The sequence below is a fragment of the Pseudomonas sp. IT-P12 genome (genome assembly GCF_949767465.1).
GTDB lineage: Bacteria > Pseudomonadota > Gammaproteobacteria > Pseudomonadales > Pseudomonadaceae > Aquipseudomonas.
Genome location: NZ_CATKPY010000011.1, coordinates 138492 through 162364, shown reverse-complemented (window position 1 = coordinate 162364; position 23873 = coordinate 138492). Strand labels below are relative to the sequence as shown.

The following is a 23873-nucleotide window of genomic DNA, read 5'->3' as shown; positions in this document are numbered from 1 at the left end:
ACCTTCGATTCCCCTAGGCCCGGGAGGCCTTTTTCAGGTTTGGCAGCCCTGGCCCGTCTTCCACTGCCGAATGAGCAAACACACGCTCGACCTGAACCGCCACGTTTTTCGGCGCTTCGATGTCACCCTTGAGCGCGCGATTCAATTTGCCGGTGTCCAGCGCCCCGACCCATTTGGCAATGGCCAGGGTGCCGACGCCATTGCCGATGGTGTTGGTGATCGCTCGCGCTTCCGACATGAATCGGTCGACCCCTAGCAGCAAGACCATGCCCGCCACCGGAATGGTGCCCAGTGACGACAGGGTCGCCGCCAGAATGATGAACCCCGAGCCCGTGACGCCCGCCGAGCCCTTGGACGTGAACATCAGTACCGCCAGCACGATCAGTTGATCGGTCAGGGTCAACGGCGTGTTGGTCGCCTGGGCGATGAAGATCGCGGCGATGGTGTAGTAGATCGCCTGCCCGTCCGGATTGAAGGTCAGGCCCGAGGGAATGATCATGCCGGCGACAGGTTTGGACACCCCGGCCTTTTCCATCTTGGCAATCATCTGCGGCAGTACCGACTCCGAAGAGCTGGTGCCCAGGACAGTGAACAGCTCTTCCTTGATGAACTTCAGGAACTTCCACAGGCTGAACCCGCTGTAGCGGCATATCGGCCCCAGCACGAAGATCACGAACACGGCGCAGGTCAGGTACACGCAGGCCATCAGCTTGCCGAGCGAGAACAGCGAACCGAAACCATATTTGCCGATGGTGAACGCAATGGCCCCGAATGCGCCGATCGGAGCCAGGCGCATGACCATGTTGACGATGCGAAACATGCCCTGCATCAGGCTATCCAGCGTATCGACGAACGCTTTGCCGCGGGGGCCGACATGCGCCAGGGCGATGCCCAGCAGAATGGAAAACAGCAGGATCTGCAGGACGTTGCCCTTGGCGAAGGCATCGACGATGGTGTCCGGGATGATGTTCATGACGAAATCCATGAACGATGCGTGCTTCACCGCCGACGTGTAGGTGGCCAGACTGGAGGTATCGAGGGTGGCGACGTCGATGTTCATGCCAGCGCCGGGTTTGAACACATCGACCACCACCAGGCCGACCACCAGTGCCAGGGTCGACACCACTTCGAAATAGAGCAGCGCGCGGAAGCCGACGCGCCCCAGTTCCTTCATGTTTTCCATGCGGGCGATGCCCGTGACCACGGTCAGGAAGATGACCGGGGCGAGGAGCATCTTGATCAGTTTGATGAAAGCATCGCCCAGGGGTTTGAGCGCAGCGCCGGTTTCGGGAACGAACACGCCGACGACCGCGCCAAGGATGACGGCGATCAGTACTTGTACATAGAGTTTGCCAAATATTCTTTTCATGACAGGGCCCTGATTTTTTATTGTTGTCAGGAAATGCCCTGGGGTCAGGTCAGGTGACCTGCCCCCCGGGCGTTGTGCCGCAGTACTACTTTGAATCGCTGGTGCAGGATCAGCGGTTGATCAACGCGATGACCGCCTCCGTGATCTGGCGTGTGGTGGCGTTGCCGCCGAGATCAGGGGTATGCAAACCGCTCTCGGTGACGGCTTCGATTGCCGACATCAACTGCTTGGCCGCTGTTTTTTCGCCGAGGTGTTCAAGCATCATGGCCGCCGTCCAGAACGTTGCGATCGGGTTGGCAACGCCTTTGCCGGTGATGTCGAAAGCCGAACCGTGGATCGGCTCGAACATCGACGGGAACTTGCGTGACGGGTTGAGGTTGGCGGTCGGCGCGATCCCCAGGCTGCCGGACAGCGCTGCCGCCAAGTCGGAGAGGATATCGGCGTGCAGGTTGGTGGCCACGATCACGTCCAGGGTCGATGGCTTGAGCACCATGCGCGTCGTCACCGCGTCGACCAGCTCCTTGTCGATCCTGACGTCCGGAAAATCCTTGGCCACTTCGTAGAAAATTTCGTCCCACAGCACCATGCCATGCCGCTGGGCGTTGGACTTGGTCACCAGGGTCAGGTGCTTGCGCGGACGGCTTTGCGCCAGCTCGAAAGCGAAGCGGTGGATGCGTTCGACCCCGGCACGGGTGAACACCGAGACTTCAGTGGCGACCTCCTCCGGCAGGCCACGGTGCACCCTGCCGCCGTTGCCGGAGTACTCGCCTTCGGAGTTTTCCCTCACGACCACCCAATCGATCTGATCGCCGTTGTGCAGCGGGCTTTTCACCCCCGGCAGCACCCGTGCCGGACGCACGTTGGCGTATTGGTCGAAACCCTGGCAGATCGGCAGGCGCAAGCCCCAGAGGGAAATATGATCCGGTACGTTGAGCGCGCCCACCGCACCAAAGAAGATGGCGTCGAAGGTTTTCAGCTCCTCCAGGCCGCCCTCGGGAATGTAGTCGCCGTTTTTGAGGTAGTTGTCCGAGTTCCAGTCAAAGTGCTTGAAATCCAGCTGGAAGCCGGTTTTTCTCGACAAGGCCTCCAGCACCTCAACACCGGCGGCGATCACTTCGACACCGATGCCGTCACCTGGAACCGCTGCAATTCTGTATGCGCTCATGCTCAACTCCACTCTCTTGATGTTCTTGTTTTGCCTGTCGAACGGACTGTTCAAGCAGGGGGTGAGCGGAGTATATGTAGTGAATAATTAGGTGTGAGTTACTCAAAATCACTACATAAATAACTTTGAGTTACGAATGAGCCAGACCCTGGATTTGTCTTTTTTTTATCTGTTGGCCAACAAGGGCAGCCTCGCCGCGACCGCCCGGGAGCTGGGCATCACGCCTCCGGCCGTGAGCAAGCGCCTCAGCGCGCTGGAGGCTCGACTGGGCATCCGCCTGGTCAATCGCACCACGCGCTCGATGAGCCTGACCGCTGAAGGCGAACTGCTTTTCTCCCATGCCGCACGCATCCTGACGCAGATCGATGAGGTCGAGCAGTTGATCAACAGCACTCGGGCCACCCCCAAGGGACTGATCCGGGTCAACGCTTCCCTGGGCTTTGGTCGTCGCTACATCGGCCCTGCCCTCGGCGCATTCTTCGCACAGTACCCGGAGGTTGAAGTCCAGCTGGAAATCAGCGATCACCCCCTGGACCTGGCGACGCACGGATTCGACCTGGGCATCCGGTTTGGCACGCTGCCGGATGCGGCCTTGCATGCCCGCAAGATCGCGTCCAACCGCCGCCTGTTGTGCGCCTCGCCGCTCTACCTTGAAAAGCACGGAGTGCCGCAGCGGCTGACGGACCTGCAACAACACAACTGCATCTTTCTGCGACAAAACGAAACGCCCTACGGCGTGTGGAGCTTCACCAACGGTGGCCGCACGCAAAACGTCAAGGTGCGCGGTGCGCTGGGTTGCAATGACGGTGAGGTGGCGCTGAACTGGGCGCTGGAGGGGCACGGCATTTTGTTGCGCGCCGAATGGGACATCGCCCGCTATGTACGCAGTGGCCGCCTGCGCCTGGTCCTGGAAGACCAGACACCGACCCGCGCCGATGTCTACGCGGTGTACCCGCAACAGCTGTACCTTTCCGCGCGGGTACGCCGTCTGATCGACTTTCTGGTCGACCGTTTCAAGCACATCGATCATCTGGATGAAACGGCCGGTCTCCACGACTGAAACGCACAGGCCTCGACGCACGCCGGCAAACCCGCGAAAGCCGGTTGCTGGGGTTTTTCCTGAGAAGCGCGGAACGGCAAAGCCCCGCTCCTGCAAAAAAACAAAATTCCCATGTGTTTCCTTCGTTCCTCCCTGCGTCGCAGTTCTTCATGGCCTATTCCCGGACGTCTGGAGTTCTCTCAATGCCCTCGCCCAAATCCCTGCCCGCTGCGTTGCTGGGCCTGGCGCTCGTGTGTCCAACCCTGGCCGAGGCCCAGGGACTGGAATTGGCAGAAGTGCTGATCGGGGCCGAAGAACCGGGCAGCGAAGATCAATCCATCGAAGACGCCAACGCCCGGCTTGCCGAGGTGCCGGGCGGCACCAACGTGGTGGACCTGCGTCGTCCCCTGCAAGGCCGGGTGGCCAGCAACCAGGACGTGCTGGCCTATCAGCCGGGGGTCTACGCGCAGTCGGCGGGCAATGAAGGGGTGAAGATTTCGATCCGTGGTTCAGGGATCAACCGCGCACCGGGCGCCCACGCTTCAGGGCTGTACACGATGCTCGATGGCCTGCCGCTGACCGGCCCGGGCGGCACACCCTATGAATTGCTCGAACCGCTATGGCTCGATCACGTGGAAGTGTTGCGCGGTGCCAACGGCTTCGACCGCGGAGCCCTGGCGCTGGGCGGCGCCATCGATTACGTCAGTCACACCGGCTACACCGCGCCCCGCTTGCAAGTGCGCTACGCCATGGGCAGCCACGGCTATCAACAGCGTCAGGTCAGCTCCGGGCAGGTGCTTGGCGATTTCGACTACTACCTGTCTTTGACCGACTCGCGCGCCGACGGTTATCAGGATCACACCGCCAGCGAAAGCCAGGGGATCATCGCCAACGTCGGGTATCGCTTCAATCCGAACCTGGAGACGCGCTTCTACCTGCGCTACCGCCAGACCGACAACGAACTCGCCGGACGGGTCACCCAGCAAGCCATCGAACATGATCCGCGAGCGGCGAACCCCGCCTACGTCGCGCGCGATGACCGTCGCAAGCAGCCGGGCAGCACCTTCATCGGCAACAAGACCACGTTTTATCTCGATGACGACTCAAGCATCCAGACCGGCCTGGCCTATCACGACTACCCGATGGACCTGCGCGAAGGCCCCAACCGCCTGAAGGTTGCCTACACCGACGTCAGCGGCACCTTCGACTACAAGCGTCGCGACACGCTCTGGGGGCTGGAAAGCCACAGTACGGTGGGCCTGCGCGTGACCAAGCACCTGCCCAACGCCGGGGCCAGCGAGCAGGTGCGCATCCCCGGTGGCAACACCGCCGGCTACGCGCCCGGCACGCACATGCGCAACTTTACCTATCAGGGTTCGGACACCGTCCTGCATGCGGGCAATGACCTGGAAATCGCCGAGGACCTGTGGCTGACCACGGGCCTGGCCGCCATCTATACCCGTCGCGAAAGCGCGGTGACCTACCCCGACGGTGGTGGCAAGACCAGCCTGGGGGATTGGGACTACGCCCCGCGCCTGGGGCTGCGCTACCAACTGACGCCCGACCTGCAGGTGTTCGGCAACCTCAGTCGCTCGGTCGAAGGACCGCATCCGTGGTCGCTGATCTACAGCGCCAACCAGCGCTTCCCGGCCGGCAGCGGCCCCGCCACCGGAACCCAGCGCGATCCGGTCGAACTGCAAAATCAGACCGCCACCACCCTGGAACTGGGTGGCCGCGGCGACAGTGGCATCGGACAATGGAGCCTGGCCTGGTACTACGCGCAGGTACGCCACGAGTTGCTCTCGGTGCTGCCGGATGCGAACGCCACCACGCCCTACGAACTCAACGCCAGCCCCACGGTGCACCAGGGGGTGGAAGCCAGCCTGCAAAGCACCTTGTGGTCGCCAGACGACGGCGGCAAGCTGAGCCTGCGCCAGAGCTACACCTTCAGCGATTTCCATTACCGCGACGATGACCGCTTCGGCGACAACCGCCTGCCCGGCCTGCCAATGCACTACTACCAGGGCGAACTGCGCTACGACTGGCCGCAAGGGTTCTTTGCAGCGGTCAACACCCAGTGGGTGTCCAGGGTCGCAGTCGATTACGCCAACAGCTATTACGCCGACCCTTACGCCATTTTCGGCGCCACCCTGGGCTACAACGCGCCCAAGGACGATTGGCAGACCTGGCTGGACATCCGCAACCTGACCGACAAACGCTACGCCGCCACCGTGACGCCGGGCTACGACGACAAAGGCCTGGACGCCGCGCGATCCACGCCGGGCGAAGGTCTGGCGGCCTATGTCGGGGTGTCGTGGAGCTGGCGCTGAAGCCTTCGGCTCAACCCATGCAGCGGGCGTGATCAGGCCTCGGACGTCAAACTCGGGGCGTCTGGGGTCTCAGCCTCCAGCTTCAAGCGGTCAGCCTTGCTGATGTACCTGGGCTTGTTCTTCGGCGCCAACTTGGCATTGGCCTTTTTGGCGTGGGCTTCCAGCAGCTGTTTGATCTTTTTACGGCGATTCATCTTGTCCACTCGGTTTTGCCGACGTTGCGAGCCGGCGGGTGAACCCGCATTGTCCCGCGTTATTCAAACTTGCACAGCCCCTTTCCAAATACATCCTTGGCGCTCGCGTGGGGCCAGCCAGGAAATTGCAGGTTTTCGGAGCGGTGGGTGATGCCCACGTCAGCGAGCTGGCGTGGAAACTGACAATGCAGACGGCGTCACCGGGCTTGACGCTGAACCGCAGCGGCTTTTTCTGCTCGGCGGTCATGAGGATACATCGGCACCCACGGCCGCCCCTGAAGCAGAACTTGCGTTTCATCATCCCGCGGATTATTTCTAGCAGGACTTGCGCGCCGTCACCGCGAACGCACAGCCCATAAAACCAAGATTTCATGAGGAACGCTGCTTGAGAACCTTTGACTTGATCCGCGATGCCGTTTTACCTGAATACCGTGATCGGGTGGCCGAGTACCTGGTCCAGTACGAAACCATCCTGGTGCACGAGCGTGCGCCCGATCCCGAGCTCGTCCAGGCCGCTGCTCAGCAGTTACGCGGTTATCTGCGCGGCTTGAACACCACCCGGGTGTTAGGCATGGCGGATTGGGAGGAGCTGGATCGTCGGGTGATCAACACCTGGCTCGAATGACCGGCCCGACCGGCGCCGCAGCAGGTTGCAACCTGCCGCAGCGTTGACCCCCGGCGGCGACTAATCGTAGAACGGTTCAACGAGGGTGCGACTGCCGACAAAAAAGCTGTCGGCCACCAGTCGCAGTGGCTGCAGGTCCAGGTCGCTGGCCTTGTCGGCGATCAGTTGATGAAAATGCCGGTACACCGCCGCATATTCCCCCTCTTCCGACACGGCCTGGCGCACGCCGTCGATGCTTAACAACGCCCCCCCGTTATCCAGGCGCAGAGTGCCTTCGCTGCAGCGGACCTCGATGCTCCAGAGCTCATCGTGGCCGTGGTCGAAATCGAACTCGGCACGCACATCGAGCTGGCGCGCATCGGACATCCTGATCGAAGCGGCAATCGGCGATTGGCAGTTATTTGGCACCCGCAGCTCGGCAGAGGCGACGAACAGCGGCAGCGCCAACAGGTGGGTGGCAATCGACAAGGCATTGATACCGGGATCGAAAACGCCCAGGCCGCCAGGCTGCCAGATCCATGTCTGGCCGGGGTGCCATTTGCGCACATCTTCCTTCCAGTCGATCTGCACACTGTTCAAGGTACGGCCAGCCAGCCAGTCACGGGCGGCCTGGATGCCGGGCGCATACCGCGAGTGCCAGGCGAACAAGGCGCTGATCCCCTGTTCGCCGGCCTGATCGGCCAATGCCATCGCTTCACCCAGCGTGGCACAGGGCGGTTTTTCAACCAGCACATGCTTGCCCGCCGCCAGCGCCTGCTGCACCAGCGCGAAGCGGCCCTGCGGCGGGGTGCAAAAGGCAATCGCATCGACAGGCGGGCCATTTTCCAGCAACTCACCCAGCGACTTGAAGTTCTCTACCCCGGCGCAGGGCTGACCCTGCGTTGCGACGGACACCAGCTGGAACGCGGGGTTGGCCTTGATCGCCGGCACGTGTTGATCCTGGGCGATCTTGCCGTAACCCACCAGGCCGAGACGGATCGGTTGCATCAAATGACTCCTTGTTGTTTGTCTTGTTTGGATCGGCGAACGGGCAAGATACGTCTGTATCGCGGGGAAGTCATGGGTGGCGTGCTGCCCCTGAGACAAAAATGTCGCCGGCCGGGTTCGCCGGCTTGACAGGCGCCGGCAGATGCTAAGCTTTCGGCACAGTGGTCGCATTACTGAATGATCGGTATCCGTGGCAAGCGAAGGGAGTAGCGGGAATGAATGTAATCACCACTGACGACAGGCATCGCCTTGCCCTGGTTGACGCGTTGCGATGCTTTGCGGCCTTTTGGGTGGTGCTGTTCCATCTGTCCGAAGGCAGCCACATCCCGACGCTGCTTGCGACCATCCCCTCCTGGTTGAAATATGCAGTCTTCGATGCCGGTCACCTGGGCGTCCCGGTCTTTTTCGTGCTGAGCGGCATCGTCATGGCGACTACCACGTCTCGGGTGACGATGAACAATGTCAACGCTGCACATTTCGTCGCGCGCCGGCTGATTCGCCTGGCACCGCCCTACTATGCCGCCATTGCACTGGGGGTGGCCGTGATTGCCACCAAGCGCCTGTTCGGCCAACCGGCAATCGAGATGCCAGGCGTCACGGACATTCTGGCGCACCTGGTGTTTCTCCAGGATATCCTCGGCATCAAGAACATCATCACGGTGTTCTGGACCCTGTGTATCGAGGTCCAGTTCTACATCGCCTTTGCCCTGCTGCTGTGGCTCGCCGATCAGGCCGCCGGCAGCGAAGTGTTCAAGTCGCGCAACCATTTCATCTGGGCCAGTGCACTGCTGGCGCTGCTCTGGCCCACCGAGATCATTCACTCGATCGGCTGGAAAGGCGGGTTCATCGCATTCTGGTACAGCTTCATGGCTGGCGTGCTGTGCGCACAGACCCTTTCCGGCACGGCGCAAAGCCGCTTCGTCGCCATGGCCTATTGCGCACTGATATTGCTGATCGGCGTGGTTGGCGACGACTCATTTGCAATGGCGGCTGGATTGACCGGCCTGGCGTTTTGCCTGCTGATCAATCGCTCCGTCACGCTGGGCTTCCTGACCAGCTACCCCGTGCAAAAAATGGCGCTGATTTCCTACAGCCTGTACTTGTTCCATGCCCCGGTGACGGGCACCTTCATGCGCATTTACCGGCGTTTCATGCCGGCCGGGCTGGCTTCGGACGCGCTGGCGACGGTCCTGATCATCGCCAGTTGCATCGCCTTCGCCGCGATCGCCTACGTCCTGTTCGAACGCCCCGCCATCGCCTGGAGCCGACGCATCAAGTTCAGACGCACGGACGCCGCGGTGCTCAATCAATTGTAATCCCGTCCACGGCTCAGACCTCAGGCGATGACAGTCGGACGGCCCGAGCTTCTGGCCGCTGGCGGAACGAACCTCAATCGGCATCAACGGCTCACCCCGCTCATCGTCCAGCAGCAGGGAGCGCGTCTCGTGGGGCTCGAACAGAAAACGCTCGCCCCACTGTCGCAGGCTGACGACAATCGGAAAGATCTCCCGGCCCTGTTCCGTCAGGACGTACTCCTTGTAGGCGCTGCCATCCGACGCCGGTCGAACCTCGAACACCCCCACCTCGACCAGCGCTTTCAATCGCGCGGTCAGAATATTCCTGGCCACCCCCAGGTTCTTTTGAAATTCGCTGAACCGGCGAATGTCATCGAATGCGTCGCGAACGATCATCAGCGACCAGCGATCGCCAATGGCCTCCAGCGCTCGGGCCACCGGGCATTCACGGGCGGAGGGTGAAGCCTCTTCGATCATCGTCTTTCCCCTTTTTTTGATCGGCCCAGGCCAATCTCTTCGACCAATGTGGTTGCAATTTGAAACTTGATTGAGCAACATCCGAATCAAGTTTTGATTTGAAACCAGTTTACCCCAGGGAGATTCACATGACAGCCGATGCCGACTGCACCCGCCAACCATTCGTCCGGCATGCCGGCGACTCTGTGGGGCTTTGCCCGTCGCTCACCCTGCTGTTTTCCGTCACCTGCGCGCTGGCGGTCGCCAACGTTTACTTCGCCCAACCCCTGCTCGACTCCATGGCCCGCAGCCTGGGCGTCAGCCCTTCCCTGATCGGGATGGTGGTGACGGCGACCCAGGTGGGTTATGCGCTGGGTTTGTTGTTCATCGTGCCATTGGGCGACTTGCTGAACCGCAAATGGCTGATACTGACGCAAGTGCTGCTGTCTGCGCTGGCGCTCATCGCGGTCGGTGCCGCGTGGCAATGGTGGGTGCTGTTGGCCGCCATGATCGTCGTCGGCGTGCTGGCCGTGGTAGTGCAGGTGCTGGTGGCCTACGCCGCCGTGCTGGCGACACCGGCACAACGTGGCCAGGCCGTGGGAACCGTCACCAGCGGCATTGTCCTGGGCATTTTGCTGGCCCGGTTGAGCGCCGGGATGATCGCGGACCTGGCGGGCTGGCGCACCGTCTATTTCGTTTCCTCGGGGTTGATGCTGACCCTCGCCATCGTGTTCTGCAGGGTCCTGCCATCCACCGCAGCGCCGCGCAATCACTCCAGCTACACAGGGCTTATCCGCTCACTGTTCATGCTGTTTCTGACCGACCCGATCCTGCGGATCAGAGGTTTGCTGGCCCTGCTGATCTTCGCCGCTTTTTCCGTGCTCTGGACCGCCATGGTGCTGCCCTTGAGCGCCCCACCGCTGTCGCTGTCTCATACGGCCATCGGCCTGTTTGGCCTGGCCGGCATCGCCGGTGCGCTGGCAGCCCGGCGCTCCGGTCGATGGGCTGATCAGGGACATGGGCAACGGGTCACCGGGTGTTCGCTGGCCATCCTGACGCTGTCCTGGTTGCCCATTGCGCTGGCCGAGACGTCGTTGCTCGCGCTGGTCTTCGGCGTGATCCTGCTCGACTTCGCGGTACAAGCGGTGCACGTCACCAACCAGAGCCTGATTTTCGCGGCGCGGCCCGACGCGCACAGTCGCATGGTCGGCGCCTACATGTGCTTTTACTCGGTGGGCAGCGCACTCGGCGCCGCCGCCGCGACCCAGGTGTACGCGCTTTGGGGTTGGCCTGCGGTCAGCCTGCTGGGCGCCTCGATCAGCGCAACGGCACTCGTGCTGTGGTTTTTCACCGTACATTCCTCAACGACCGATCAAGGACCATCAGCATGAAGACGCGGCACCTGCTGCTCGCCATTTCGATCACCGCCATCTGGGGCCTGAACTTCTCGGTGATCAAGCTGGGGCTGGGTACGGTCGACCCCCTGATTCTTGCCGGCCTGCGCTTTACCCTCTGCGCACTTCCCGCGATCTTTTTCATCCCCAGACCCGACGTGCAATGGCGCTACATCGTGGGTTACGGACTGATCTTCGGTATCGGGCTCTGGGGTGTGGTCAACCTGGGCATCAAGGCTGGACTTTCAGCAGGCATCGCCTCGCTGGTGCTGCAGTTCAGCGCGTTTTTCACCCTTCTGCTCGGCGCGTGGGTCTTCAAGGAAGCGATCTCCCGCTATCAACTGGCAGGCATGGGCCTCGCACTGTGCGGCTTGTTGAGCATTCTCTCCATTGTCGATGGAACCGTCACCAGCGCCGGGTTGATCCTCGTGCTGCTCGGCGCACTGGCCTGGAGTGCGGCCAATATGATCAACAAAAAGGCTCGAACCACACAGGTATTCGCGTTCCTGGTGTGGTCCAGCGCGTTTTCGCCGATCCCGCTGTTTGCGCTTGAGTACGCGGTGAACGGTTCGACAGGCTACAGCGCACTGGTCAATCAACTGGACAGTCGCGCCATCCTGTCGATCCTGTTCCAGGTCTACCCCAACACCTTGTTCGGCTATTGGGTGTGGAACTCGCTGCTCAAACGATACCCGGTGTCCACCGTCGCCCCCTTGTCCTTGCTGGTGCCGGTGTTCGGCTTGCTCGGCTCGGTGGTGATGTTCGACGAGCACCTGTCGCTCAACAAACTCGTTGCCGTGGCGCTCATCGTCTCGGGGCTGGGTGTCGGCCTGTACGGCCAGCGGTTGCTGAACGCGATGCTCAGGCATCGCTGCCCGTCTTGAAGTCACGGCTCGGCTTTCCTTTGTCGAACCACTGACCTCGGACAACGCGCGGGGTTCACCGATAGCCTGCCGCCTGATTACTCCCGCGCAGGCTCGGGAATACGCCGCAACACATCATCGTACGGCGCCAGATCGAGAAACGCCGTGGCCTCGAAGACCTTGCCGTCGCGCATGTGGAAGACCCAGGCATAACTGTTGTTGTAGGCCTGGCCATCACGCGCTGTGCCGACACCCTCCCATTGGATCACCACGTGATCGCCATCCGCCCAGACCTGCTTGCGCACCGGTCGCACCGGGCTCGATAAACGCGAGACAAACGGCCGCACGGCTTGCTCGACGAAAGCATCGACGCCTCGATAAACGCCGGCACTGGGGCTGGAACCCTTGATGGTCCAGACCACGTCCTGGGTCAATAGGTCGCTGAAGAACGTGGTGCCGCCTGCGGCCCAGCGGTCGAAGGCTTCGCTGACCTGTTTTTTGTTGCGTGCTTCGACGGCGGAATTGGCATGGATCGCGCCGGACCAAAGCCCCATGCCCACCAGCACGGCGAGGGCTAACCAACGCGTCTTTTGAAAAAGTGATGAGTACATGAACATGATCTCCTCTGCAGATCACACCCGGGGCTGCAACCGGGTGCCGCCGAATATCAATTGTTGAACCATCGGGCGCGACACAAATCGACCGGGGAAAACAGGATCAGGCGCACTGGCGTCAGTCAATTGAGCGATGTGCTCGTCTTCCAGTTGCAGGCTCAATGCCCCCAGATTGTCCTCCGCCTGCGCCAGCGTCCTGGCCCCCATCACGGGTGCGACAACCGCCGGATTGAGCAGCGTCCACGCCAGGGCTACCTGGGAAGGTGTCGCGCCAAGTTGGGCGGCGACGTTCGTCACCACGCTGGCGATCTGCAGTGAGCGTTCATTCATATGGCCCGAAGAGCTGATCACGCCTTTGCGTGTCGAGGAGACGCCTGCTTCGCTGGCCTGGCTCAAATCATCGCGGCTGTATTTGCCGGTCAGGATGCCGCCGCCCAGCGGCGACCACGGCAAGACGCCCAGGCCCATGGCTTCGGCCATCGGTATCAATTCGTGTTCGACACTGCGTTCCACCAGGCTGTACTCGATCTGCAACGCCACCAGAGGCGCCCAGCCACGCAGGGTTGCGAGGGTTTGCAGTTCTGCGACTTTCCATGCCGGGGTGTTACAGATCCCGAGATAAAGCACCTTGCCAGCGCGCACCAGGTCATCCAGGGCGCGCATGACTTCCTCGGCACCGGTGGTGAAATCCCAGGCATGCAGGTACAGCAGTTCGACACGGTCGGTGTCCAGTTGCTTCAGGCTGGTCTCCACCGAACGCATCAGGTTCATGCGGTGATTGCCGCCCGAGTTGGGATCGCTTGGGTCACGAGCCATGGTGTACTTGGTCGACACCACCAGACGGTCACGCTTGCCCTTGAGGAATTGGCCAAGCATGCGCTCGGAGGCGCCGCCGGTATAGTTGACGGCGGTGTCGACCAGATTGCCGCCCCGATCGACATAGGCATCAAAAATCTGCCGCGCCTGCGCTTCATCCGAACCCCAGCCCCAGTCGGCACCAAAGGTCATGGTGCCAAGGGCAAGCGGCGAAACGCGCATACCTGATCGTCCGAGCAGGCGGTAGTGGTCGAGCGCTGTGATTGTGGGCATGATGGCCTCCTTACAGAAGTGGGGTCTGACCTGTAGGAAAGAGTCTGCCCGCCAGGGTGCGCTCACTCGTAGACGGATCGTCCTGGGTTCTTGCACGATTATCCGGGTGAATGGGTTGCGCATTTCTTTCGACAATCAACGGGGTACACATGGACGCTCTGCAAAGCCTGATCGACCTGATCAGTCGCCATGCGGCGACTGACGGCATCCACGACACGCCGATTGCCGGCGTCAGCCTGGTTCGCTCAGGCCAGCCCACGGTGCCCATGCCCGTCGTGTACGAACCCACACTGTGCCTGATTGCCCAGGGCCGCAAACACGTGGTGGCCGGCAGCGCATCGTATGTCTACGATGCCGCCACTTATCTGGTGGCCTCCGTGGGCATCCCCGTGATGGGCTCGGTCATCGAGGCGAGCGAGCAGGCGCCCTATCTGTGCCTGGTCCTCGACCTGGACATGAGCGCCTTGAGTGACCTCGCCCTGCGACACCCCACTCCCGATGAAACCCGCGATTTGCCCGTGTCGGGCATCGAACTCAACACGATCACCCCGCCCTTGCTGGATGCCGCCGTCCGGCTCGTCGGCCTGCTGGATACGCCGGCTGACATCGGCGAACTGGCGCCGCTGATCATTCGCGAGATGTTGTACCGCCTGCTCATCGGCAACAGTAACGGCGTCATCCGGCAGATGGCCAGGGCAGACAGTCGCCTTAGCCAGATCGCCAGGTCCATAGCGTGGTTACGCAGCCATTACCACGAAAGTTGCAGGATCGAGGACATGGCCGACATCGCCGGCATGAGCCGTTCCACCTTTCACGAGCACTTCAAAGCCGTCACCGCCATGACCCCGCTGGAATTTCGCAGCCAGTTGCGGTTGCAGGAAGCGCGACGTTTGATGGTGGCGCAGGCCTTCGATGCCGCAGGAGCCGGGTACCGTGTGGGCTACGAAAGCCCCTCTCAGTTCAGCCGCGACTACGGGCGAATGTTTGGCTTGCCGCCAGGCAAGGATGCCGAGCGGCTGCGGCGAATGACCTAGCGATCGCTTCGGGTCGGCAGGGTCCAGTCGCCCGGCCTCTTGTCATGAATCGACGGCTCCCGCGAGTGGCCTTCGTAGCCGAACGACACCAGATACACCGCCAGTGCAAACGCTGCCAATGCGGCGCGGCCGAGTGGATGTGCATCCCTGGACAAGCCGCCACCCGCCGCTAACTGGACCGTTCCCCCTCGCAGATAGGCAAACACGACCTGGCCGAAATAGGCCTGCAAGAGCAGGACGGTCCAGAAGCTCTGCCAGTGCCCGGTGAAACGATAAAAGGCGTTCACCAGTGAGGCGGCAATCATCAATGCCAGTATCCAATACCGATGCTGCCTCAGGAACATCAGGGCATTGTTCTCCATTTCCATGAAACGCTGCCCTCGCTTCAACGCTTTGAACGCTGTGACCACCCGATCACCATGAAGACCAGCCCGATGATCCAGAAACCCGGGTTCGCAGTCGCGATGCCGATTGCGAAAAACGGTATTCCGATGACAAACATTGGCTGTTTGAATGCGTTTTCCATGACTCAACCACTCCCTTGAACATTGACCTCAGTAAACCACGAAACGATGTGCCGATCCCGTCGGCAAACAAAACGCCGCGCAGGAACAGGATTCCTGCGCGGCGTCGCACTGTCCAGTGATCAAGGGGTCAAGGGATCAAGGGATCAAGGGATCAAGGGATCAAGGGATCAAGGGATCATCGAGGGTGATTACTTGCCGTGCTTATCAATCAGCGCAGCGAGCATTTCGTACTCTTGTGCAGTGAGATCGGTCAGCGGTGTGCGGACCGGGCCTGCGTCATAACCGACAATTTTTGCACCGGCCTTGACGATACTGACGGCATAGCCCGCCTTGCGGTTGCGGATATCGAGGTACGGCAGGAAGAAATCATCGATCATTTTGCCAACGGCCATGTGATCGTCCCGGGCAATCGCCTGGTAGAAATTGGTAGCCAGTTGCGGCACGAAGTTGAACACCGCCGACGAGTAAACCGGAACGCCCAGCGCCTTGTAGGCAGCGGCGTACACCTCTGCCGTCGGCAGGCCGCCCAGGTACGAGAAGCGATCACCGAGGCGGCGACGGATCGACACCATCAACTCGACATCGCCCAGACCGTCCTTGTAGCCGATCAGGTTCTCGCAGCGCTCGGCCAATTGCTCAAGCAACGGAGCGGTCAGGCGGCAGACATTGCGGTTGTAGACCACCACGCCAATCTTCACCGACTTGCACACGGCTTCGACGTGGGCCGCGACGCCCTCCTGACTGGCCTCGGTCAGGTAGTGAGGGAGCAGCAGCAAGCCCTTGGCGCCCAGACGCTCGGCCTCCTGCGCGTATTCGATCGCCTGGCGCGTCGAGCCGCCGACACCCGCCAGAATCGGCACGCTGCTGGCGCAGGTATCGACGGCGGTCTTGATCACGGCGCTGTATTCGTCCGCGGCCAGGGAGAAGAACTCGCCGGTGCCGCCCGCCGCAAACAACGCACTGGTGCCGTAGGGCGCCAACCATTCCAGGCGTCGCGCATAACTGGCCGCGTTGAATTCGCCTTGCGCGTCGAAATCGGTCAGCGGAAAAGACAGAAGCCCGGAAGACAGGACAGATTGAAGCTCGGAAGGAGTCATCGTGTTTTCACCTTTTTTATTATCAAGGAATAGCAATTGAATTTATACGACATCATACAACTGCACTTAAAACAATCCCCGTGACGTTTAAAGTTGGATAAACAACCTTCAACTTTACAGTGATCAATATCCTTTATCTGACCAATAAGAAGTTTGACTCAGGCAAAACACTGAATCGCGTTGACATCAATCGGACGAAAAGAAAGACTCACTTCAAGTCATACGACGACGTATAACTAATAATAAAAGGTGGTCAAACTTATGCTCCGTTCGCATTTGATTGCAGCGCGCTCCTGGCGGTTCAGCGGGCCATTGCACCCAACGATTCCCCTGCACTTCGTCAACCGGGTGCACGCCTCATGAACTCATTCCTGAATCTCTATTTCCTGGCGCTCAAAACACTGATCGTGGCCTGCCTGGTGTGCATTACCGGGTTGATCTTCACCAACGTCGTTCTGCGTTATGGCTTCAACTCCGGTCTGTTCTTCAGCGAAGAAATTTCCCGGCTGGCATTCGTCTGGCTGGTCTTCGCCGGCTCTCAACTCATGCTGCATGAGAACGGTCATATCGGCGTCGATATCCTGACCAGCCGTGTCTCGGCCAAAGTCGCCAGACACCTGCTGACCCTGACTTACCTGGTCATGCTGTTCGCCACCTGGCTGTTCCTCCAGGGCAGTTGGAAACAGACACTGATCAACCTGAATGTGGGCGCCCCTTCCACAGGCATTTCCATGGGCCTGTTCTATGGTGCCGGCCTGGTGTTTTCGATCCTGAGCAGCCTTCTGTTGTGCGTTCAACTGTTCAAACACCTGACCACTGCGACGGGCGAGCAGCTGCCTTCCACCACACATGGGGTACTCAAGTAATGGCCCTGGGCGTATTTGTCGGCGTGCTCATGGCCGCCATCCTCATCGGCGTTCCGATCGCCTATGCACTGATCCTCTGCGGCGTGGCACTGATGTGGCTGCTCGGGCTGTTCGACGGCCAGATCATCGCGCAGAACATCATTAACTCGGCGGGCAGTTTCCCGCTGCTGGCCATTCCCCTGTTCATCATTGCCGGCGAGGTCATGAACAGCGGCGGTCTGTCCAAGCGCATCATCAACCTGGCCATTTCCCTGGTCGGTCACCTGCGTGGCGGCCTCGGCTACGTCACCATTTTCGCCGGCGTCCTGCTGTCCAGCCTGTCCGGTTCGGCATTGGCCGACGCCGCGTCGCTGACGGCGCTGCTGCTGCCGATGATGGTGATTGCCGGTTACAACCGTAACCGCTCCGGCGGCCTGATCGCTTCGGTGTCGGTGCTGGGCTCGATCATTCCACCGAGCATCGGCTTTGTGGTCCTGGGGGTCGCTTCGGGCCTGTCGATCACCAAGCTGTTCCTGGCAGGCATCGCCCCGGGGTTGATGATCGCCCTGGCGCTGGTCGTCGCCTGGTGGCTGGTGTCGCGTCGGGACAACGATGTGCAACTGAGCCCCAAGGCGTCCGGCAAGACACGCATGAAAGCCTTCGTCGACAGCACCTGGGCGTTGATGTTGCCGGTGATTATCGTCGCCGGCCTGCGCTTCGGCGTGGTGACGCCGACCGAAGCCGGTGCCGTGGCGAGCGTCTATGCGTTGCTGGTGTCGTCGCTGATCTACCGCGAACTGAGCCTCAAATCCCTCGGTGAACTGTTGCTGCGCGCCGGCAAGACCACCGCCGCCGTGATGTTCCTGGTCGCCGCCGCTTCGATACCGGCCTGGATGATCACCATTGCCGATATCCCGGGGCAAATCATCGACCTCATTCAGCCGGTCATGGACAACCCGAAACTGCTGATCGTGGTGTTGATGCTGCTGATCCTGGTGATCTCCATGGTCATGGACCTGACCCCCACCATCCTGCTCCTGGCGCCGATCCTCGTGCCCGTGGTCACCGCAGCGAACATCGACCCGATCTACTTCGGTGTGCTGTTCATGATCAATTGCTCCATCGGCCTGATAACGCCGCCCGTGGGCACGGTGCTCAACGTGGTGTGCGGCATCGGCAAGATGCGCTACGAGGCGCTGCTCAAGGGGACCTTCCCGTTCCTGATCGCTGAAATCATCGTGCTGTTCCTGCTGGTGATGTTCCCCGATCTGGTCACCGTCCCCGCCCAATGGTTCGCCCACTAAAACTCCAACAAGAACAGGAATGACCATGAAGACACGTCTGACCGTATTGGCTGCCCTGCTGCTGGCCAGCAGCCTGAGTTTCGCCGCCGAGTACAACAGCCGCACCCTCAAGTTCGCGGCAACCAGCCCGAAAGGCACGCCACCGGCCATCGGCATGGAGCTGTTTGCCAAGAAAATCAACGAACGCAGCGGCGGCAAGATCAAGGTTCGCACCTTCCCCAACGGCGTGCTCGGGGGCGACGTACAGGTGCTGTCGTCGTTGCAGGGCGGCGTGGTGGAAATGATGACCTGGAATGCCGGGCTGATGCTCAATCACGTGACCGATTTCGGCATTCTCGATTTCCCCTTCATCTACACCGACACCGCCAAGGTCGACGCCATGCTCGATGGCGAAGTCGGCAAGATGCTGATCGACCAGTTGCCGCAGAAAAACCTGGTCGGCCTGGCATTTTGGGAGTTGGGCGTACGCAACCTGACCAACAATGTACGGCCCGTGCAGAAGCTGGAAGACATCGCCGGCCTGAAGATTCGCGCACAGCAGTCCCCGCTGTTCCTTGATGTGTGGTCGGCACTCGGCGCCAACCCCACGCCCCTGCCCTTCACCGAAGTGCATACCGCCCTCGAGACCGGCACCGTGGATGGCCAGGAAAACCCGGCGGCACTGATCCTCGCCTCCAAATTCAATGAAGTGCAGAAGTTCCTGAGCCTGACGCACCACAACTACAACCCGCAGATCGTCCTGATCAGCAAACCCTTCTGGGACACACTCAATGAGGACGAGAAAGCGTTGCTGACCGAGGTCGCGATGGAAGTGCGCCTTGAGCAGCGCAGGATTTCCCGCGAGGCCGACAGCCAGGCGATTGCCGAACTCGGGAGTTCCGGCATGAAAGTCAACGAACTGCCCCCCGAAGAGGTCGCGCGAATCCAGCAGAAAATCCGCCCGGTGATCGAAAAGTACGCGGCGCAGATCAATCCCGAACTGGTCAAGAAAGTCTACCAGGCCGTGGACTACGTACCGGAGTGACCCCAGCCAGTCACGCAGCCGGCCAGGGCTGGCTGCGACCTGTGGCAGCCGCCTGCCTACCCATCAAGAGGAACCTGTTTCATGAAAATTTCCGTCGCACAGATCCACCCGGTTGCCGGCAACCCGGCGCAAACCATCGAAAAAGTTGCCGGGCTCACCCGTCAGGCCGCCAGTGAAGGGTCGCGCCTGATCGCGTTTGCCGAATGCCTGTTGACCGGTGGTGCCTTCGACAGCCGTGAAGACCTTGAAAAAAGCGCCATCAGCGTCGATGCACTCGCTCCCCTGCTGAAGGTCACGGCAGAAACCGGGATCTACCTGGTCGTGGGCTTTTACGAAAGACACGCCGACTCGATTTTCAATACCGCTGCGCTGATCGGCCCCAAAGGCATCGTTGGCCTGCACCGCAAGCGCCATTTGCCGTTCATGATCGGCGATCGCTTCACCGACCGCCCGGACGAATGGACCGCACCGGTATTCGAGACCGACATCGGTCGCATCGGCCTGGCGATCTGCTACGAAATCCGATTCCCCGAGGTCATCCGCACCCTGGCCCTGGAAGGCGCCGACATCGTCGTGCTGCCCGCTGCCTGGCCTGAGCAGGCACGCATGCTGCCAGACATTTTCAGCACCGTGCGCGCGGCCGAAAATATCGTCTATTTCGTGGCGCCCAACCGTAATGACATGGACGGTGGCATGCAGTTTATCGGCATGAGCCACATCATCGAACCCTCGGGCAAAACCCTGACGCGGGCAGGCGAAGAAGACGGTGTGTTCAGCGTCGAGATCGACCTGGAGAAGGCGCGCAACAAGTCGTTGATCCGCGACCCGGGCGTGTTCGAGATCCACCCCTTCCGCGACCGCCTGCCAGAGACCTATCGCCTCTGATGGCGACAGCCAATCCTCACGCTTTCAGGTAATTGCAATGCACAACAAGATCAGCTCATTGAAGGATCGGATGGCCAAGGGTCCGACGTTCGGAATGAACATCTACAGCACCGCCGGCATGGCCATCGAAGTGGCGGGAAACTGGGGCCTGGACTTTGTCTTCATCGATGCCGAGCACACGGCGCTGGGTGTCGACAAAGACATGGAGAAACTGATTCTGGCTGCTCACTACGCGGGCATCCATGGCTTGGTTCGCGTGCGCGGCACCCTCGAGTGGGACATCCGCAAGTCGCTGGAAATGGGCGCTTCGGGGATCATCGTTCCGCAGGTCCACAACGCTGCACAAATGCGCGATATTGTGCGCTACAGCAAGTTTCCGCCGTTCGGACGCCGTGGGGGCGACAGTTCGGTCCGCTCCGCGAACCATGCCGGACCGGGCTTCGACTGGGCCCGGTACACCCAGGAGGAAAACGCCCGCAGCGTCATTGTGCCAATGGCCGAAAGCTACGAGTTCTTCGACAACATCGACGAAATCCTCGATGTCGACGGCATCGATGCCGTGCATTTCGGTCCCGCCGATTACTCGCTGTCTCGCCAGTTGCCGGTGGACTATCGACTGGGCAATCCCGAAGTTCGCGACCGCCTGGCGCTGCTGATCGAGAAATGCCATGCGCGTTCGATTCAGGTCATGGTGCCCTGCTTCCCGGCCGACACCGAAACAGCGAGGCGTCTTCTGGAAATGGGCAGTGACATGTTGCTGATGGGCAGTGATCTGTCCTGGCTCAACCAGGCGGGACAACAGATCGCTGCCATCCAGAAGAGCGTTCAGGCCCCCTGAGCGGTTTCCCGACAGACACAGGTAAATGGAACAGGTAATAGCCGATCAATTAACTTGCTTCGGCTTTTACTTCCAGCGCGAACATCAACTTACCAGGAAATTCTGTCGCATTAAAGTTGCTCGCGTCAGTGCAACTAACTGCTCCAGTTCGACATCGGGTCTTTCCGTTAAATAAGACAAACAGAATCGAGCCGGTTCTATCGGTGGATTGCACGGTAATACTTTGAGCAAATCAACGGCCAACATATCCCGTATCAATGGAACGGGAAGAATACCGATGGCATGCCCGGCCGATATCATCTTGGCGATAAAGGCCAGGGAGTTGCTGGAATGGAAAGCCTCGGACACCCCGCCACCCTCTTTCAGCCACCGCTCCACCACGGAATACAAGGTCGAAGGTGCCGAATGCGTCACGATCGGATAGGCACACGCCTGCTCCGGCAGAAACGAATCCCCTTCGATATCCAGGTGCGCGGCCGCCACCCACTGAAAAGTCATCCAGCCCAGAAAGATATCGGTCACTTCATCCCGCGTCATTGGATTGGTCAGCAGCGCCAGATCCAGCTCGTGATCATTGAGCTTGCGATTGAGCTCGGCCCCTACGTCAATGGTGATTTCCAGGGTGATTTCAGGGAAGTGCGCCTTGATCTCGGCAATGACCGCTGTCAACCCGACCATGGCTGAACACTCGTCGGCGCCCACACGCAACCGGCGATTCTGCTTTTGTTTAGCGGCAAACTGCTCCAGCCGGATGCTGTTGTTCAGCGCCAACTCCGCATGTTGCAGGGCAATCAATCCGTCGGCGGTGATGGTCATGCGCTGCTTGCTGCGGTCAAAAAGCTTCACGCTCAGCAAGGACTCCATCTCCCGGATGCGAGAGGAAATGGCCGGCTGGGTCAGGTGAAGGTGTCGAGAGGCGGCATGCACCCCTCCCAATCGGGCCGTCCAATAGAAAGCCTCGATCTGCATCAAGGTAATTCTCATGATAAAAATTGTCCCGCCACTGAGTCGTTTATTTTTATTATCCCGTAAAAAACACGCTTGTTAGGATGGACTCAATGTAACAGACATTCCTCCAGGACAAGTCAATTCCGGCATGTATATTATCCAGGAACTACCACAGCAAATCGCCACGGAAGAACTTGAAGTTCTTCTCGCGGCAGAACCGGCAACCATTGGCCACTTCATAACCCAAGGCATTGTAAGCAGCAATATAAAAGCGCACTTGCAGGATGTCAGGGCGGTGGGCACGGCGATCACCGTGAGAATGCCAGGTGCCGACGGCGGTATCCTGCATCACGCCATGGGCTGCGCCAGGCCCGGGGACTTCCTTATCGTGGATCGCTGCGGCGAACGGGTCACCGCCGCCATGGGTGGGGCCATGGCCTACGCCGCCAAACAGGCTGGAATTGCCGGGATCGTCATCGACGGTTTCGTCACTGACCTGGGTGAACTGCGCGCCTACGGTGTCCCCGTCTGGTCCTGGGGCGCGAGCGCCATTACCACCCGGGTCAAGGGCGAAGAAGGCGAATTCTGTACGACGATCCAGTGTGGCGGTGTCGTGGTAAATCCCGGGGACGCCGTGGTCGCCGATGAAAACGGCATCGTGGTGATCACCCCGGGGCAGGTGCTCACCCTGGCACGACGGGCCATCGAATTTCAGGAGCGGGAAAAAACCACCCTGGCGCGCCTGGCCAACGGCGAGAAATTCCCGGACGTCGTGGGCTCCAGGGCGATCATCGACGCCGCCATCCATGGTCGGTCCTGAACAATAAAACATCCGCTTCAGTGCTTTCCGTTTCTGCCATGTAGCCTGCTCTAAACAATAAAAGGACTAGCATGAAACCGCATCAGATTGCGCCCTGGATCGTCGCCATGCTCAGTGGCCTGATCGGGCCCGCCGCCCTGGCGGACACCGTGCCACCGACCCACTTCAATGTGATCGGTGGTGGCAGTCACAACTACACCTACCGCGCCGTGGAGAAACCGTTCTGGAACACCACGCTGCCCGCCAGTTCTGGCGGGATGCTGACGGCCAGCGTCAGGGGCCTGTCCGAAAGCGGCCTCAAAGGTGCAGAGATGGTGCGCCTGATCCGCGCCGGCGCGGTTGAAATCGGCATGGGGGTTTTCGCGTTCGTCGCTGGCGATGACCCGTTTTTCGAAGGCATCGACCTGCCGGGCATGGCGGTCGATATCGAAACCGCCCGTCGAGTCTCGACAGCTTTCAAACCGGTATTGGCCGAACGCATGGCCGAGCGTCATGGCGTCAAGCTGCTGGCGACTGTCCCCTATACGGCGCAAGTGTTTTTCTGCCGTGAGCCCATCACGTCACTGGATGACCTCAAGGGACGCAAGATTCGCGTGCGCGGACGCAACATGTCCGACATGGTCAAGGCACTCGGTGGCGCCCCCATGACGCTGCCATTCGCCGAGGTGGTGACCGCGATGCAGACCGGGGTGATCGATTGTGCGGTATCGGGCATCGGCTCAGGCAATGCTGCCCGTTGGTACGACATCGCCAACCACCTCTATAACCTGCCGGTGGATTGGTCGATCGGTTTCTATGCCATCGGCCTGAAACGCTGGCAGGCACTGCCCGAGCCGGTGCAACGCCTGCTCGAACAGCAATCCCGGGTACTGGAAGATCGGCTGTGGGAAGAAACCGCCCGAGAGAACCGCTCGGCCCTGGCCTGTAACATCGGCGCGCCCGATTGCCAGATTCATCGACCCGCAAACATGCAGGCCCGCGCGCCGACGCCCGCCGAAAGACAGGTTCTGCAAAATGCCGTGCTGACCATCGCCAACAACTGGGGCAAACGCTGTGGCGTGCCGTGCGTCGAGCGCTGGAATGCCACAGCCGGTGCGGCCCTGGACGTGAAGCTGCAAACACCCTGATGGC

At 60.6% G+C, this 23873-nt stretch carries 24 protein-coding genes and 1 pseudogene; 14 read left to right on the top strand and 11 right to left on the bottom strand.

The window, feature by feature from the left end; all coding sequences use genetic code 11:
• Positions 1-13 precede the first annotated feature (13 nt).
• Together ACM6IM_RS04005 and ACM6IM_RS04000 are read right to left on the bottom strand one after the other, a co-directional pair.
• Positions 14-1369 carry a dicarboxylate/amino acid:cation symporter gene (locus ACM6IM_RS04005; protein WP_414864256.1) on the bottom strand — a complete coding sequence of 452 codons (1356 nt, stop codon included), beginning with the start codon at positions 1367-1369 and terminating at the stop codon, positions 14-16.
• 109 nt (positions 1370-1478) lie between these two features.
• Positions 1479-2534, bottom strand: coding sequence for a tartrate dehydrogenase (locus ACM6IM_RS04000; protein WP_414864255.1), 1056 nt, complete (start codon positions 2532-2534; stop codon positions 1479-1481).
• 136 nt (positions 2535-2670) lie between these two features.
• Between ACM6IM_RS04000 and ACM6IM_RS03995 the strand changes: the two genes are divergently transcribed.
• Together ACM6IM_RS03995 and ACM6IM_RS03990 are read left to right on the top strand one after the other, a co-directional pair.
• A complete protein-coding gene (locus ACM6IM_RS03995; RefSeq protein ID WP_414864254.1) occupies positions 2671-3594 on the top strand; it encodes a LysR family transcriptional regulator in 924 nt (307 codons plus the stop codon).
• A gap of 182 nt (positions 3595-3776) precedes the next feature.
• A complete protein-coding gene (locus tag ACM6IM_RS03990) occupies positions 3777-5903 on the top strand; it encodes a TonB-dependent receptor family protein (protein ID WP_414864253.1) in 2127 nt (708 codons plus the stop codon).
• A 32-nt stretch (positions 5904-5935) separates the two neighbouring features.
• Here ACM6IM_RS03990 and ACM6IM_RS03985 read toward each other — a convergent pair whose 3' ends face one another.
• Entirely contained in the window at positions 5936-6097 is a 162-nt protein-coding gene (locus tag ACM6IM_RS03985) for a DUF2986 domain-containing protein (RefSeq protein WP_414864252.1), read from the bottom strand.
• A gap of 385 nt (positions 6098-6482) precedes the next feature.
• On the opposite strand from ACM6IM_RS03985, the gene ACM6IM_RS03980 reads away from it, so the two are divergent.
• A complete protein-coding gene (locus ACM6IM_RS03980) occupies positions 6483-6722 on the top strand; it encodes a hypothetical protein (protein ID WP_414864251.1) in 240 nt (79 codons plus the stop codon).
• A 60-nt stretch (positions 6723-6782) separates the two neighbouring features.
• On the opposite strand, the gene ACM6IM_RS03975 is transcribed toward ACM6IM_RS03980, so the two are convergent.
• Positions 6783-7709 carry a Gfo/Idh/MocA family protein gene (locus tag ACM6IM_RS03975; RefSeq protein WP_414864250.1) on the bottom strand — a complete coding sequence of 309 codons (927 nt, stop codon included), beginning with the start codon at positions 7707-7709 and terminating at the stop codon, positions 6783-6785.
• Between the two features lie 215 nt (positions 7710-7924).
• Here ACM6IM_RS03975 and ACM6IM_RS03970 point away from each other — a divergent pair, with 215 nt between their 5' ends.
• Positions 7925-9025 carry an acyltransferase family protein gene (locus ACM6IM_RS03970; protein WP_414864249.1) on the top strand — a complete coding sequence of 367 codons (1101 nt, stop codon included), beginning with the start codon at positions 7925-7927 and terminating at the stop codon, positions 9023-9025.
• A gap of 18 nt (positions 9026-9043) precedes the next feature.
• Here ACM6IM_RS03970 and ACM6IM_RS03965 read toward each other — a convergent pair.
• Positions 9044-9481, bottom strand: a pseudogene (locus tag ACM6IM_RS03965) (winged helix-turn-helix transcriptional regulator); the annotation flags it as partial.
• A 128-nt stretch (positions 9482-9609) separates the two neighbouring features.
• Here ACM6IM_RS03965 and ACM6IM_RS03960 point away from each other — a divergent pair.
• Positions 9610-10851, top strand: coding sequence for an MFS transporter (locus tag ACM6IM_RS03960; protein WP_414864248.1), 1242 nt, complete (start codon positions 9610-9612; stop codon positions 10849-10851).
• Positions 10848-11738: an EamA family transporter gene (locus ACM6IM_RS03955; RefSeq protein WP_414864247.1), complete on the top strand. Its 891-nt coding sequence runs from the start codon at positions 10848-10850 to the stop codon at positions 11736-11738. Before ACM6IM_RS03960 ends, ACM6IM_RS03955 begins: the two co-directional genes overlap by 4 nt.
• A 77-nt stretch (positions 11739-11815) precedes the next feature.
• On the opposite strand, the gene ACM6IM_RS03950 is transcribed toward ACM6IM_RS03955, so the two are convergent.
• Entirely contained in the window at positions 11816-12328 is a 513-nt protein-coding gene (locus ACM6IM_RS03950; RefSeq protein ID WP_414864246.1) for a nuclear transport factor 2 family protein, read from the bottom strand.
• Positions 12329-12349: 21 nt separating this feature from the next.
• On the bottom strand, positions 12350-13420 hold the full coding sequence (locus ACM6IM_RS03945; RefSeq protein WP_192303317.1) for an aldo/keto reductase: 1071 nt from the start codon (positions 13418-13420) through the stop codon (positions 12350-12352).
• 149 nt (positions 13421-13569) lie between these two features.
• On the opposite strand from ACM6IM_RS03945, the gene ACM6IM_RS03940 reads away from it, so the two are divergent.
• Positions 13570-14454, top strand: a complete 885-nt coding sequence (locus tag ACM6IM_RS03940) for an AraC family transcriptional regulator (protein ID WP_414864245.1) — start codon at positions 13570-13572, stop codon at positions 14452-14454.
• Here the strand turns inward: ACM6IM_RS03940 and ACM6IM_RS03935 are convergent.
• From ACM6IM_RS03935 to kdgD, 3 genes are all read right to left on the bottom strand, one after another.
• Complete coding sequence (locus ACM6IM_RS03935) at positions 14451-14822, bottom strand: hypothetical protein (RefSeq protein ID WP_414864244.1); 372 nt, start codon at positions 14820-14822, stop codon at positions 14451-14453. The genes ACM6IM_RS03940 and ACM6IM_RS03935 overlap by 4 nt on opposite strands.
• 17 nt (positions 14823-14839) lie before the next feature.
• Positions 14840-14980, bottom strand: coding sequence for a hypothetical protein (locus ACM6IM_RS03930; RefSeq protein ID WP_414864243.1), 141 nt, complete (start codon positions 14978-14980; stop codon positions 14840-14842).
• Positions 14981-15169: 189 nt separating this feature from the next.
• On the bottom strand, positions 15170-16078 hold the full coding sequence (gene kdgD, locus ACM6IM_RS03925; protein ID WP_414864242.1) for a 5-dehydro-4-deoxyglucarate dehydratase: 909 nt from the start codon (positions 16076-16078) through the stop codon (positions 15170-15172).
• 359 nt (positions 16079-16437) lie between these two features.
• Here kdgD and ACM6IM_RS03920 point away from each other — a divergent pair, with 359 nt between their 5' ends.
• The 5 genes from ACM6IM_RS03920 (at position 16438) to ACM6IM_RS03900 (ending at position 20974) form a co-directional block, all read left to right on the top strand.
• A complete protein-coding gene (locus tag ACM6IM_RS03920; RefSeq protein WP_192303327.1) occupies positions 16438-16944 on the top strand; it encodes a TRAP transporter small permease in 507 nt (168 codons plus the stop codon).
• The gene (locus ACM6IM_RS03915) at positions 16944-18227 is read left to right on the top strand and encodes a TRAP transporter large permease subunit (protein ID WP_192303328.1); all 1284 of its coding nucleotides are present in this window, start codon (positions 16944-16946) and stop codon (positions 18225-18227) included. The genes ACM6IM_RS03920 and ACM6IM_RS03915 overlap by 1 nt, the downstream gene beginning before the upstream one ends.
• 25 nt (positions 18228-18252) lie before the next feature.
• Positions 18253-19251 (top strand): TRAP transporter substrate-binding protein, encoded by a 999-nt coding sequence (locus tag ACM6IM_RS03910; RefSeq protein WP_414864241.1) that lies wholly within the window; start codon positions 18253-18255, stop codon positions 19249-19251.
• Between the two features lie 81 nt (positions 19252-19332).
• The gene (locus ACM6IM_RS03905; RefSeq protein WP_192303332.1) at positions 19333-20136 is read left to right on the top strand and encodes a carbon-nitrogen hydrolase family protein; all 804 of its coding nucleotides are present in this window, start codon (positions 19333-19335) and stop codon (positions 20134-20136) included.
• Positions 20137-20173: 37 nt separating this feature from the next.
• Positions 20174-20974: an HpcH/HpaI aldolase family protein gene (locus ACM6IM_RS03900; protein ID WP_414864240.1), complete on the top strand. Its 801-nt coding sequence runs from the start codon at positions 20174-20176 to the stop codon at positions 20972-20974.
• A gap of 84 nt (positions 20975-21058) precedes the next feature.
• On the opposite strand, the gene ACM6IM_RS03895 is transcribed toward ACM6IM_RS03900, so the two are convergent.
• Complete coding sequence (locus tag ACM6IM_RS03895; RefSeq protein ID WP_414864239.1) at positions 21059-21958, bottom strand: LysR family transcriptional regulator; 900 nt, start codon at positions 21956-21958, stop codon at positions 21059-21061.
• A gap of 112 nt (positions 21959-22070) precedes the next feature.
• Between ACM6IM_RS03895 and ACM6IM_RS03890 the strand changes: the two genes are divergently transcribed.
• Together ACM6IM_RS03890 and ACM6IM_RS03885 are read left to right on the top strand one after the other, a co-directional pair.
• Positions 22071-22742: an RraA family protein gene (locus ACM6IM_RS03890; protein ID WP_414864238.1), complete on the top strand. Its 672-nt coding sequence runs from the start codon at positions 22071-22073 to the stop codon at positions 22740-22742.
• A gap of 71 nt (positions 22743-22813) precedes the next feature.
• A complete protein-coding gene (locus ACM6IM_RS03885; RefSeq protein WP_414864237.1) occupies positions 22814-23869 on the top strand; it encodes a TRAP transporter substrate-binding protein in 1056 nt (351 codons plus the stop codon).
• Positions 23870-23873 lie beyond the last annotated feature (4 nt).